The 13,283-nt window shown below is 63.5% G+C and carries 9 protein-coding genes; 6 read left to right on the top strand and 3 right to left on the bottom strand.

Annotated features, from left to right (window positions below; all coding sequences use genetic code 11):
• Positions 1-131: 131 nt before the first annotated feature.
• Entirely contained in the window at positions 132-1,991 is a 1,860-nt protein-coding gene (locus Pla111_RS00930) for a serine/threonine-protein kinase (RefSeq protein ID WP_146570485.1), read from the top strand.
• Positions 1,992-2,115: 124 nt separating this feature from the next.
• Positions 2,116-3,426, top strand: coding sequence for a glutamate-1-semialdehyde 2,1-aminomutase (hemL, locus tag Pla111_RS00935; protein ID WP_146570487.1), 1,311 nt, complete (start codon positions 2,116-2,118; stop codon positions 3,424-3,426).
• Between the two features lie 25 nt (positions 3,427-3,451).
• Here hemL and tsaB read toward each other — a convergent pair whose 3' ends face one another.
• Entirely contained in the window at positions 3,452-4,180 is a 729-nt protein-coding gene (gene tsaB, locus Pla111_RS00940; protein WP_146570489.1) for a tRNA (adenosine(37)-N6)-threonylcarbamoyltransferase complex dimerization subunit type 1 TsaB, read from the bottom strand.
• Between the two features lie 180 nt (positions 4,181-4,360).
• Between tsaB and Pla111_RS00945 the strand changes: the two genes are divergently transcribed.
• From Pla111_RS00945 to Pla111_RS00955, 3 genes are all read left to right on the top strand, one after another.
• Positions 4,361-5,113 carry a metallophosphoesterase family protein gene (locus Pla111_RS00945; RefSeq protein ID WP_146570491.1) on the top strand — a complete coding sequence of 251 codons (753 nt, stop codon included), beginning with the start codon at positions 4,361-4,363 and terminating at the stop codon, positions 5,111-5,113.
• Positions 5,114-5,332: 219 nt separating this feature from the next.
• Positions 5,333-7,750, top strand: coding sequence for a YidC/Oxa1 family insertase periplasmic-domain containing protein (locus Pla111_RS00950; protein ID WP_146570493.1), 2,418 nt, complete (start codon positions 5,333-5,335; stop codon positions 7,748-7,750).
• A gap of 19 nt (positions 7,751-7,769) precedes the next feature.
• Entirely contained in the window at positions 7,770-9,218 is a 1,449-nt protein-coding gene (locus Pla111_RS00955) for a tRNA modification GTPase (protein WP_146570495.1), read from the top strand.
• 45 nt (positions 9,219-9,263) lie between these two features.
• Here Pla111_RS00955 and Pla111_RS00960 read toward each other — a convergent pair whose 3' ends face one another.
• A complete protein-coding gene (locus tag Pla111_RS00960; protein ID WP_146570497.1) occupies positions 9,264-10,694 on the bottom strand; it encodes a POT family MFS transporter in 1,431 nt (476 codons plus the stop codon).
• Between the two features lie 130 nt (positions 10,695-10,824).
• Here Pla111_RS00960 and Pla111_RS00965 point away from each other — a divergent pair, with 130 nt between their 5' ends.
• Positions 10,825-11,772 (top strand): RsmB/NOP family class I SAM-dependent RNA methyltransferase, encoded by a 948-nt coding sequence (locus Pla111_RS00965; RefSeq protein ID WP_197524646.1) that lies wholly within the window; start codon positions 10,825-10,827, stop codon positions 11,770-11,772.
• A gap of 56 nt (positions 11,773-11,828) precedes the next feature.
• On the opposite strand, the gene Pla111_RS00970 is transcribed toward Pla111_RS00965, so the two are convergent.
• Positions 11,829-13,271, bottom strand: a complete 1,443-nt coding sequence (locus Pla111_RS00970) for an SLC13 family permease (RefSeq protein WP_146570501.1) — start codon at positions 13,269-13,271, stop codon at positions 11,829-11,831.
• Positions 13,272-13,283 lie beyond the last annotated feature (12 nt).

Below are 13,283 nucleotides of genomic sequence, written 5' to 3' on the forward strand. Positions count from 1 at the left end.
AGCTGCGCAAGCAGTCGTCAACTACGTTGCTGTTTAGAGGACCGTAGCGATACTTATTGGCCGATAGCGGTGCGGTCTGGCGCAGGACCCCGTTCCCCCCACCCCGACTACTTCTCCTGGTTAGTGCGTCCATGAACCCCGAGCGGCTCGGCCCCTACTTTATTGATAGCCAGATCGGCAAAGGGGGCATGGGGTGCGTCTATCGGGCGACTCACCGCGACACGGGGGAGATCGCGGCGATCAAATCTTTGGCTTCCAATTTGGCGGCGAGCGAGGGCTTTCGCGATCGCTTTCAGAGCGAGATCGATTCGCTCCGCAAGCTGCGTCACGCGAGCATCGTTCGCTTGCTGGGCCATGGCGAAGAGGCGGGCCAGCTGTTCTATGCCATGGAGTTGGTGGACGGTCCGAGCCTTGAACAAGAGCTACGGCGCGGCCGTCGGTTCACCTGGCGCGAAGTGACCCAGATCGCCATCCAGATCAGCCGTGCCCTGAAGCACGCCCACGATCACGGCGTCGTCCACCGCGATATCAAACCGGCCAACCTGCTGCTGACCCCGCGTGGCGATATCAAGATTGCCGATTTCGGGATCGCTCGGCTGTTTGGCTCCACGGGCTCGACGATCGCGGGGGGCGTCTTGGGGACCGCCGACTATATGTCGCCCGAACAGGCGGCGGGCAAACCCGTCACTGCCCGGTGCGATCAATACGCCTTGGGGTGTGTCATGTACACGCTCTTGACCGGTCGGACACCGTTCCGGGCTGACGACGTCGCGGCGATGCTGCAGATGCAACGCTGGGCGATGCCCGAGTCGGTCCGGCGCTACGCTCCCGAGACGCCGGTCCAGCTGGAGCAAGCGATGCAACAACTGCTGGAGAAAGACCCAGCAGATCGGTACCCCAATACGGACGTGCTGGCGCGTCATCTGGAGGCGATGCTCAAAGCGTTTGCGCGGCCCAAAGAGGATGGCTTTGAGCTCGCCGAGGCAGAGACCCCCGCCGCGGCATCGAGCGTTCTGGATGCGGCACTGGATGAAACACGCGACGCCCACGCTGGCGATTCGCTCCTAGAAGACCAGGAGGAAGAGGAAGACGCCCTGTCGCTCGTCGAGGTCCACGAAGACTCTGGCGTTATCGAGCCCTTCACGCGCGCACCGTCGCGCTACACCGTCGTGCCCGCGAACGAGCATCAGGAAGATTCGGGCCCGATGCGCGGCTCGCTGGTGGCGATGCTGCTCTGGTTAGGGACATTGGCGGCCGCGCTGACGCTCTTTGTTTGGTGGTGGAGCCGGCCTCCTGCGGCGGATGATCTTTACGAAAGCATCCAGGCCAGTCGCGAAAGTGTGCAGGCACCGGGAACGGCCGCACGCTCCATCGAGCGTTTCCTCGACCTCTACCCGAACGATCCCCGCGCGGACGAGGTCCGCGAGTTTGGCCGTACGGTCGAGCTGCAGCAGATGCGGAACCGACGGGCTCTGTCGCTGTGGATCGGCGAGCGGTTGGGTCGCGCGGCCCAGCCCGAAGACCTGCTGTATCGCAGCACGATGCTGCAACGTGAACGTGATCCGGACGGTGCCGCTGCGGCGCTGGAGTCTTTGGCTCTGCTGGCTGAAAGTCAGGCGGTGGATGAAGGCTTGGAGGGCCAAGAGGAAGAATCTCAGCGGTTGACCGCGCTGGCCGAACTCGTTCGTTCCGAGGCGGAAGCCCTCCGCAAGAATCGCCTCGCCGAATTGGCACAGATGTTCGAGTACACGCGTGATCGGCTCGCAGCGGCCCGCAAACGGCTCCACGCGGGTGATGCCGCCGGGGCCGCCGAACTGGCCGCTGCCGTTTCCCGGGTGCTCCCCGAGAGCGACGCCACGGCTCCGCTGATCGAGCAGGCTCAACAGTTAGTCCGCGAAGCAGAATCGCTTCGAGCGAAGCCTCCTGCGAGCAGTTCCGTGCCGAACGAGGTCCAGAAACCGGCGGCAATCCCGGGCCCAATCAAGCCCTAGCGCGTGAAACTGCGTGCCTCAACCGGCGGTATGCCACGGCTTGCGAATCGCCTGTGAGTGCGCCACGCTGCTAGAGAATTTCTTCTGCCCGGATTACTCCCGTTGTTTCTGAGAACGTTGCGTTATGCCTTCGACAGACCCTCGCTACGCCAACAGTCGCGTCGCTTTTGCAACAGCCAAGCGGCTGATGCCAGGGGGCGTCAACAGTCCTGCGCGGGCGTTTGGCGCGGTGGGAGGCGAGCCCCTGTTTATCGATCACGCTGAAGGGGCTTATCTCTACGACGTCGATGGAAACCGCTACATCGACTACATCGGCTCGTGGGGACCGATGATTCTCGGCCATGCCTATCCGGCGGTGGTTCAAGGTGTTCAGCAAGCGGTTGCTCGGGGAGCAAGCTTCGGGGCCCCGACCGAAGCAGAGAGCGAGCTCGCGCAGCTGATCATCGAGATGGTGCCGAGCATTGAGCGTGTGCGGCTGGTCAGTTCGGGCACCGAGGCCGCGATGAGCGCGATTCGCTTGGCGCGGGGCTACACCGGACGCGATCGGATCATCAAATTCGCGGGCAACTATCACGGCCACGTCGATAGCCTGCTGGTGGCCGCCGGCAGCAGCGCGGCGACGCTGGGCCAGCCTAACTCTCCCGGCGTGACCGCCGGCACAGCGGCCGACACCCTGGTGCTGCCCTACAACGATCCTGCAGCTCTCGCACAGGCGTTTGCCAAGTATGGCAACGAGATTGCCGCGGTGGCGTTTGAACCAGTGTGCGGCAACATGGGCGTGATTGTGCCGAGTGCCGAATTTCTCGCTGCTCTGCAAACCATCCCCAGGACCCACGGGGCTCTGTTGCTTTGCGACGAGGTGATGACCGGCTTCCGGCTCGCGCCCGGTGGTGCCCAAGAACGATTGGGGATCGAGCCCGATCTAACGACCTTGGGAAAGATCGTGGGCGGAGGCTTGCCGGTCGGGGCCTACGGCGGCAAGTCGGAAGTGATGGCGCACGTGCTGCCCGAGGGGCCCGTGTTTCAGGCCGGCACGCTCAGCGGCAACCCCTTGGCGACCGCCGCTGGCGCGGCAACGCTGCGGGCGCTGCGCGAGACGAATCCTTACCCGCGGCTCGAAGCGATCGGTCAGCGCTTTGCCGAAGGCCTTGCCGCTGCGGCCCAAGCCGCCGGCGTGCCGCATGTTGTGCAGAGCATCGGCAGCATGGTGACGCTGTTCTTCCATAAGGGACCGGTTCGCTCTTGGGATGACGCGGCGCAGTGCGACACGGCTCTTTTCGGGCGCTTCTTTTGGGCCATGCTGGATCGCGGCGTGTATCTGCCCTGCAGCCAGTACGAGGCCTGCTTCCTCTCCGCTGCGCACAGCGACGCGGATCTCGATCACACGATCAGCGCCGCCCACGAGGCCCTTGCCGAGGCGGTTGCCGCGGGCTGAGCCTTCGGGCCAACCGCCCGGGCCGTCAGGTTGAATCCGACTGTGCCGCTTTTTCCTCGGCAGCGCTGGGCCGGCAGTAGTCGATCGTGAGCTCAAACGGCGAGATCGACCGTCCGGCAGCGACTTCGACGGCCGCCAGATGGGCCACCGCGACAGCGCTCGGTTTGGCGAGAATCGCTCGACTGGTGGAGGGCCAGTCGTCCCGCTCCGCCAGATTCGCCGCCAGCGGGCTGACAACGAGGTCGCCTTTCACGAGCTTGGACACGAAGGAGGGCAGGGTGAGGCGTTGGGTCGCAACGCCGGCTGCAGGGGATTCTCCGGCAGCGAAGTGCACCGCGAAGACTTCGCCCCGCTGGGCGTCGAGCACCCCCCAAACCGCCCCCGTGGTTTCCGCTGAGTGGGCCAGAGCGGCCAGTGTGTTGACGCCGACCACGGTGGCTCCGGCGGCATAGGCGAGCGTTTTGGCCGTGGTGACCCCCACGCGGAGACCCGTGAACGAGCCCGGGCCCGAGGCAACGGCAACCACATCGAGCGAGTGGGGCGACCAACCGTGCTCGGCCAGCAAGGCCCCGATCGCCGGTGCTAAACTTTGGGCAGACCGCTGATCCGTGCGTAATTCCGCGGAGCCAATCAGCTGGAGGGCCCCCTGAGCGGTGATCTGCGCAAGGGCGACCGAGCCGTACCGATCGGCGGTTTCCACGGCCAGCAGCCGAGTGGGCGGCTCGATCTGGTGGGGGCGAGTTTTCAGGGACATCAAATCGCCTTGCGGGCAGGCAAGCCAACAAACCCCGGCCAGGGGGCTCTGGGAACGGGCCCTCGGCTTGACCGAAGTTTTTGCCGGTTCTAGTGTTATGAGTTCGGCGGAATCTGCGATGGGGGATCGCGGCGAGCATTATTATCGATTTAGCGGCGGTCAGCCGGAAGGGCGTGTGCGTTGAAACGGGCGATCATCAGCGACATCCACGGCAATCTCGAGGCGGTAAAGACCGTCCTGAAGCACATCGCCGAGCAACGGGTCGAAGAGGTTTTCTGCCTCGGCGACGTCATCGGCTACGGGCCCAACCCGTGCGAGTGCCTCGATGCGGTGATCGACAACTGCAAGGTCGCGCTGCTTGGCAACCATGACCAAGGCGCGCTCTTTGACCCGGAAGGGTTTAACAGTGGTGCCGAGCGGGCCATTTTCTGGACCCGCGACCAGCTCGAGAATCCGCGTGCCAGCCGCGAACGCACCGACGAGCGCTGGGATTTTCTCGGCGGCCTGCCACGGATCCATCGCGATGGCTCGTGGCTGTACGTGCACGGCTCGGCCCGCAATCCGGTGAACGAGTACGTTTTTCCGGAAGACATCTACAACCAGAAGAAGATGGAGAAGCTTTTTAGCCTTGTGACGCACGCCTGCTTCCAGGGACACACGCACGTTCCCGGCGTGTTCACCGAGAGCCGCAACTTCATCACCCCCGAAGAGACCGACTACGTTTATCCGGTTACCGACCAAAAATTCATGGTGAATGTCGGATCGGTTGGTCAGCCCCGAGATGGCGATCCCCGAGCGTGCTACATCGTTCAGGAAGATCACCAGATTACGTTTCACCGCGTGGAATACGACATCAACGCGACGGCCGACCAGATCTACGCCACTCCCGAACTCGACAATTTTCTGGGTGATCGTCTGAAGCAAGGACGCTAGCGCTTCGTCTGCAAGGCCTCCGCAGCCCTCTTGGCGGCGTTTGGCTTTTTGCGGCGGTGCTTTAGCCCCACACGACACCAACCCTTCGCCCCACCCCCGTTTTTGCTGCGGTGCGTTCCGACCGCTAAGCAGCGCGGCGTTTTACCGGGCGGGCACGGCTCGGCCCGCATCCCTTTCTGGTAGCCGCCTCTCTCCCCTTTCGACCTTCGGCCCAAGTCTATGACGCCACGCGGTCCACGCGGCGACCAATCGCAGCCCTTTGATCAGCGGTTCTTGCTGTTCATGTTGTTGTCGGTCTCGATCTTGATGATGTTCGGCGGACTAGGGGCTCCGCCGCCGGTTGAACCGGCCGCCCAAGGCGCTGCCGGAAATGTCGCTAACGAGAATTCCGACGAGTTCGCTGACGAACTCGCGGAAGATGCCGACATCGCCAAGCCCTCTGCCGGGAAGACCGAGCTAAGCGCCACCGCGAGCGACCCGGACAACGCCATCGCCGCGGAAGAGGGCCCTGCCGCTGAGCCACAGAAGGTGGGCCTCGGTTCGGTCGATCCGGAGGCCCCCTACCGGATGTTGATCACGCTGGACAACGTGGGTGCCGGGGTCGAGCGGGTCGAGCTCTCCAGCCCCGACTATCGCGATCTGGACGACCGCAGCGGATATCTGGGACGGCTCGGTGCGATCGACGCTCCCACCAAGGGGGCCCAGATAACGCTGGTCGGCCGCGGCACCCCCGCTGAGCAGGCCGGTCTGCAAGTGGGTGACATCATCACCTCGATTCAGGTGACCAAAAAAGCCGAAGAAGGGCAGGCGACCGAGAAAAATTCGCTCACCTCAGCCGCAGAACTCGAAGCCGCTCTCGCGACCACCAAGCCGGGCCAGACGGTTCGGTTGGGCGTCAGCCGAACCGGCGCTAAGCAGCGTTCTGTCGAGATCAAGCTGATCCGCCAAACGCTCGATCTGATCCGCCCCGAGGCGGAGAATGTGCGGCTGCACTCTCCCGCGCTCGCGGAAACCTATCGGTCGGTCGGATCGCTGTTGGTGGGGCTCACGCGCGTTGGTTCGCTCAACACGGACGACGAAGAGATCGTGGAAGCGAATCGTCGGCTCGCCACCGAAACCTGGAACGTGGTCGAGGCGGACGAGCAGAGCGTCACGTTCAGCAAGCAACTGGCCGATCTGGGAGTGACGATCGAGAAACGCTACGTGCTGGCGCAGCTGCCCGCCGAAGGAGTCCAGAAGGCGACCCCTGCGTATCACTTCGATCTGCAGGTCTCGGTGCGCAACACCGGCACACGGGCGCAAGCGATCGGCTATGAGCTAACCGGGCCGAATGGCTTACCGATCGAAGGCCATTGGTATGCGTATAAGGTCGGCCGCGGCTTCAGCAGCTACGGCTTGCGTGACGTGGTGGTGCGCTATGCCAACGATAAATTTACCCAGATTTCTTGTGCGTCGGTGGTGAAGGGCGATGTTGATCCGATGGGGCAGGGGGCCCCGTTGGCGTACGTTGGCGTTGATGCTCAGTACTTTGCTTCGATCATCATGCCGCAAAAGCCCACGCTGACGGATGTTCGGTTCTCTGAGGTGCGCGCGGTGCTGCCCACCGCGGACCCGGGCGGCGATGTCCGCGATAGCTGGAAGAACGCCTCGTTTGTGCTCAGCCGAAAGCCCGAGAAGCTTGAACCGGGCGCAGCGGCGCTTGTCGATGACTACCGCATCTTCGCCGGACCAAAACTCCCCGAACTGCTCGCCGAGTATCGCGTTAATGACGATCCGAATCACGCGATCGATGGCGTGCTGTACTACGGTTGGTTCGGCTGGGCGGCGCGTCCGATGCTGGGTCTGCTGCATATCTTTCACTCGATTTTCGGCAACTACGGGATCGCGATCATCTTGCTGACGGTGGTGGTCCGCGGCGCCATGTTCCCGCTGAGCAAGCACCAGCAACAGAGCATGCAGAAAATGCAGCTCCTCAAACCGGAGCTGGACCGTATCACGGAACGCTACAAGTCCGACGCTCAGAAGCGGGCCGCCGCGCAGCAAGAGCTCTTCCGCAAGAACAACTACAATCCGGCAGCGGGGTGCCTGCCGATGTTCATTCAGCTGCCCATCTTTATCGGTCTGTACCGGGCCTTGGCGGTTGATGTTGAGCTGCGGCAGGCACCGCTCTTTAGCGATGCGATTCGCTTCTGTAGCAACCTGGCGGCCCCCGACATGTTCTACGACTGGTCGGCGCTGACGCCACGGTGGTGGGATAACGGGGAGGGGATGATCGCCCTGGGGCCGTACCTGAATCTGCTCCCGATTCTGTCGGTCGTGTTGTTCTTGGTGCAGTCCAAGATGACCATGCCTGAACCCACTAACGATCAGATGCGGCTGCAGCAGCAGATGATGAAGTACATGATGGGTTTCATGGGGCTGCTGCTGTTCAAAGTGGCGAGCGGACTGGCGTTGTACTTCATCGCGTCCAGCTTGTGGGGACTGGCCGAGCGCAAGCTGCTGCCCCGTCCCGCGTTGCCGGCAGGAGCGCTCGCCGCACCCGCCTCCGCGCCACTCGATAAGCCGGTGCGAACCGGTGGCAATAAGTCGCCACGAGGCGGACGCCGGGGCAAGCCGGGCGACAAGAAACGCCGCTAAGTCGGGGGAGCCTTTTCGTTTGAGTTACGTCGCCGACGAGAACGATACGATCGTCGCCGCGGCAACGCCTAACGGGCCGGCGGAGCGGGCGATTGTCCGCCTCGCCGGACCGCAGGCGGTGCAGCTTGTCGCTGGACTCGCTGATCGTTCGCTTACCACACCGGTCGCGCGACGCTTTGGGACGGTGGCGATCCGCGTGCCGATCGGCGGCGCGGCACGCGCGATCCCGTGCGACGTGTTCATCTGGCCCGACGCCCGGAGCTACACGCGACAACCGGCCGCCGAACTGCACACGGTCGGATCACCGCCGGTGGTCGAGGCCTTGATCGCGGCGTGCCTCGCCGCCGGTGCCCGACTTGCTCAGCCGGGCGAGTTTACGCTGCGGGCGTGCCTTGCCGGTCGGCTCGATCTGTTGCAGGCCGAGGCCGTGCTGGCGGTTATCGATGCCCGCCACACGACGATGCTTAGCGTCGCGCTGGAGCAGATGGCCGGCGGCCTTTCTCGGCCACTCGCCGCGTTGCGTGGCAGCCTGCTCGACCTGTTGGCCGATCTCGAAGCGGGGCTCGACTTTGTGGATGAGGAAGACGTGCGGTTTGTCGAGGCAGACGACCTAGCGCGGCGTCTCACCGAGTCGGCTGAACTCATCGAGCGGATTGCTGCTCAAACCCAGCAGCGCGGTGCAACAGCGGCGACCCCTCGGGTGGCGCTAGTGGGCCGGCCCAACGTGGGAAAAAGCCGACTGTTTAACGCCTTGGTCGAGCGCTATGGCGTTGGCGAACGCTGCCGACCGGCCCTTGTCGCGGATCAGCCCGGTGTGACCCGTGACGAGATCGTCGCCGTTTTGAGCTGTGCCGGCATGCGTTTTAGTCTGATCGATACGCCCGGCGACGACGAGGATACAGGCGACGACAAGGGCACCGGTGACGACGAGGGCACCGGCGATAACAAGGGCAGCAATCGGGCAAAGCAGCCGATCGACGTGGTGGATGAGCAGGCCCGTCAGCAAAGCCGTGCGAAGCGGGGCTCGCTCGATCTTGAGGTGTTCTGCACGCCCGCTGCGACGAGAACGGTCATCCCCGGAGGCGCTGCCGAAGCGCTTACGGTGCTCACGATGGTCGATCGCGGAGGAGCACAAGCGGCCCAGGAGGGGACGATCAACACCTCGGCGGTTACGGGGGCAGGCTTGGCTGAACTCGCCGCGGCCATCGCACAGCGTTTGGCGGATCGGACGATCGAAACCGCTTCTGCCAGCGTTGTCAGCACAACCGCTGGCCGCTGTGCCGAGAGCCTCTCCGCTGCGCGTGAGGCGTTGAAGACGGCCGCCGAGGCGGCACGCTGCGGCTACGGAGATGAGCTCGTGGCCTTCGACCTGCGTCGTGCCCTGGACGCCATTGGCCTTGTGACGGGCGAGATCGTGACAGACGAGGTGCTCGATCAGATTTTCAGCAAGTTTTGCATCGGTAAGTGAATCGCTGCCGCGCTCGGATCGCTCTGCTAAAGAAGAGATGCCCCGCTAAGCAACCAAAGAGTCGGCGGGATCCGCTGCCTCTTGCAGGTAAGCAGACCCGCGGTAAGTGGCCGCCCAGACCAGATAGATCAAAGCGGTCACGCTCATGGCGTAAGCGAAGAAACGAAAGTAGTCGGCTCCTTCGAGAACGACGGATCCGGCTGCTTGTTGCTCCTTGATGTAGGAGTTTACCAGCACGATCATTTCGTTACCCAGCGCAACGCTGAGCCAGTAGATGCCGGTGACGAACGACTTCATCTTGGGCGGTGCCTGTGTGTAGGCGAATTCTAACGCCGTCACCGAGAGCAGCACTTCAGAAGCGGTGATGACCACGTAGGCGAGGGTTTGCCAGCTTAAGTGGGGTGTCGCGCCGGCGTCGATCTGCGACTGGATCCCGGCGATGATGAAGTACGAGAAGGGGGCGATGGCCAGCCCGACACCGATCCGGCGGAGCGGCGTTAGCGTGAGGCGGCGCTCCACTAGCGGGTACACAACTTGCGTAAAGAGCGGGATCAGCAGCATGACTAGAATCGGGTTCGCGGCCTGATGGGCAGACGCTTCGATCTCATAACCGAAAACGTTGCGATCCATGTTTTTGGCTTGCTCTACCCAGGTGGAAGTGGTTTGGTCGAAGAGACACCAGAATACGGCCAGCAGAAGGAACAAGGGGATCAGCTTCGCGACGGCCCCAATCCCCTCACGGCTCAAAGCCTCACGGAAGAAGCCGATCCCCGCGGGGGGCACGTGAACGTACTCGTTGCGGCCGAGCCAAAAGACGAGCGTCGCGATCGCCATCAGCACGCCCGGCACGCCGAAGGCCACGCCGGGCCCAAAGTTGCGTAGCAATTCGGGAGTCAACAGCGTGGAAGCGGTCGCCCCCAGGTTGATCGAGAAATAGAACCACAGGTACACCCGCGACATCAGTCGTTGGTTGCCGGCCCCAAACTGATCGCCCACATGGGCCGAAACGCACGGTTTGATGCCGCCAGTTGAGAACGCGATCAGCGCTAGCGCCCACCACAATGCCGCTTGGGGCGCAACGCCCGTCAGATGTGGCAGATCCACCAACGCCATGACCGCGTGCCCGACGCAGTAGAGAATCGAGAGCCACAGAATCGTGCGATACTTTCCCAGCAGCGTGTCGCACAAGAAGGCTCCCAGAAGCGGGAAGAAGTAAGCCGCCGTCATGAAGTTATGCTGCCAGATGGTCGCGTCCCGGATGTCCATCACCGCAGATTCTCCACCGATACTGGTTAAGTGCTCGGTCATGAACACATAGAGAATCGTTCGCATCCCGTAGAAGCTGAACCGTTCGGCGGCTTCGTTGCCAACGATATAGGGCACGCCGCGGGGCATGCGAGTTTCTTGGGGGTCGGGCGTTGTGCGGTAACGAGCGGACAACTTGGCGAACTCACGGCGGTCAGTGGGGGTAGACATCGCAACGCAAGCGGGCAGTCTAGCCGATCGGCGGGAGCCCGCCTGCCCGGGCCTGACGCTTCGCGCAAAGGGCTGATCGCATGACACTCAAGTGGAGTGTGCACGCTACCTCGAACCCCCTGCCGAAACCGTGACGGACGATTCGCCCGGCTTGCCGACCGAGTTTGTGGAGCGTTTGCGCGCAATTTTTGGCAACGAAGCCGACGCCGTGCTCGCCACGTTTGGCAGCGACCGCCGACCGGGCGTTTGGGCCAACCCGCTCCGCACGCAGCAGCCGATCGGCACCCTGCTCGCGGGACTCGGCGTCGTGTCCGAAGCGTGCCCGTGGCTGACCACCGCGGCAACCATTGCGCCCGAAGCAAAGCCCCTCGTTACGAACTCGGCAGAGGTCGCGGCGGGGGCGCTGTACGTGCAGAACCTTTCCAGCATGCTGGCTCCCTGGGTGCTCGCTCCGCAGCCCGGCGAGTCGGTGCTCGATCTGGCGGCAGCACCGGGAGGCAAGACGCTTCATCTGGCGGCCCGGATGCTTTGCGAGGGAGAACTCGCGGCGGTCGAGCCCGTAAGACCACGGCGTTTCAAGCTGAGTGCGAATCTCGAACGCTGTGGGGCGGACGGCTTTGTGCGTGTCTATCCGCACGATGGCCGCGAGGTGGGCCGTAAAACGCCGGCCCGCTTCGATGCGGTGCTGCTCGACGCGCCGTGCAGCAGCGAGGCGCGGTTCGATCCGCGCAACCCCGCGACGTTCGCGTACTGGGGACCGCGCAAGCTTGCCGAGAGTGCGCGTAAGCAGAAGTCGCTGCTACGCTCGGCACTCGACGCGACGAAGCCAGGGGGCCGGGTTCTGTATTGCACCTGCTCCTTTGCGCCCGAAGAAAACGAGCTGGTGGTAGCACACACGCTGCGCCGGATGGGGGCGGCGATCGAGCTGACCCCGCTTGAGCTGCCCGTTGCCACAGCGCGTCCGGGACTCCATAACTGGCGCGGTAAGTCCTTGCCCTCGGACCTAACAAGAACACTCCGGGTGCTGCCCGATCGGCAACTCGCCGGTTTCTATTTGGCTCTATTTGCGAAGCGCTGAACGGGTAGCCAATGCGCGACCTGCGTGCTATGCGGCTCGTAGGTGCGGCGATTGCGTTAGAGCCAGCCGAGCGCCAGATAAACCCACAGGCACACGATCACCGGGCCGAGCAGGCCCACCAGCAGCCCGCCACCAATCAGATCGCGTGTTGTAACATGACCGGATCCGTAGACGATTGCGTTGGGCGGCGTGCTGATTGGCAGGCACATGGCGGTTGAGGCGGAGAGCGCGACCGCCGCCGCCAGCCGCACATCGGAACCCGCGGTGGCCGTGAGCACGGCGATCGAGATCGGCACAACCAGGTTGGCGGTGGCGGTGTTGCTCATCAGATTCGACATGACGACCGCCACGTAGCCGAAGCCGATCGCCAGCGCTAGCGGCACTAGGCCTTCGAGCGGCAATTGACTAACGGCCCAGGTCGCGAGGCCCGTTTTTTCCATGGCCACGCCGAGTGATAGCCCTCCGGTGATGAGCAACAGGATGTCCCAGGGAAGCTTGCGAATATCGTTGCCCGACAAGATGCCACACCCGGTGAGTGAGGTGATCGGCACCAACGAGATCAGTGTGGTTGGCAATCCGTGGAGCGGGCTCGTGACCCACAATCCAACGGTAACGACAAACGTGCCCACCACGATCAACTGCCGAAGTGCCGGGATCGGCTTTCCGCCCGAGACCGACTCGAAAACGATCGGATGCTTTTCCGAAAAGGCCGAGTCGCCCAGGTAGAAGATCACCAAGTAACCCCAAGCGATGGCCAGCAGAGCAGCCGCGGGCGGCAACCCGATCATCATCCACTCTAAAAAATTGATCGGTGCGGCAGTACTGCTGAGCAGACCAGCGGCGATGGCGTTGGGAGGCGTTCCGATGACGGTCCCCATGCCGCCGATGTTGGCCGCAAACCCGACGCCCAGAGCGATCGCCTTGCTCACCCGGTCACTCGCCATGCGGGCGGCAAAGATGGGTGTCATCATCGCGAGCACTAGCGTGGCGGTCGCGGTGTTCGAGACAAACATCGACAGGACCGCTGTCACCAGCATCACCCCCAAGAGGACCCATGCGGGCTTCACACCGAAGAAGCTTAGGGCCCGCGTAGCCAACCAGCGATCGAGTCCGGTTTTTGCCGCCGACTCAGCCAGGCAGAAGCCGCCGAAGAACAGCCAGATGAGCGGGCTACCCCAGGGTGCCAGGAACATTTCCCAGTCTTTGGGGCCCGTTGCGAAGACGCCATCGGGCCGACCCAGTAGGGCGATCAGCAAGCCGATGCCGAGCAGGCTGGTGGCGAACGCGGGGATCGCCTCGGTGACCCACATGCCTGCGCAGAAAATAAGTACAAACAGCGCTCGATGTCCCGCTTCGCTAAGCCCTTCGTACACGGGCACCAGCGCGATCACGGCTGCCAGGGCAAGGCAGCCGGCGGTCGCTACAAGGGTCTTTGCCTGTGAGAACTCAAACAGACCGAGCAGACGGCGTGCTTCGTTGCGGCTGCCGTGGAACATCATGGATCGCTGGTG

The sequence above is a fragment of the Botrimarina hoheduenensis genome (assembly GCF_007859815.1).
In the GTDB taxonomy this organism is placed as follows: Bacteria; Planctomycetota; Planctomycetia; order Pirellulales; family Lacipirellulaceae; genus Botrimarina; species Botrimarina hoheduenensis.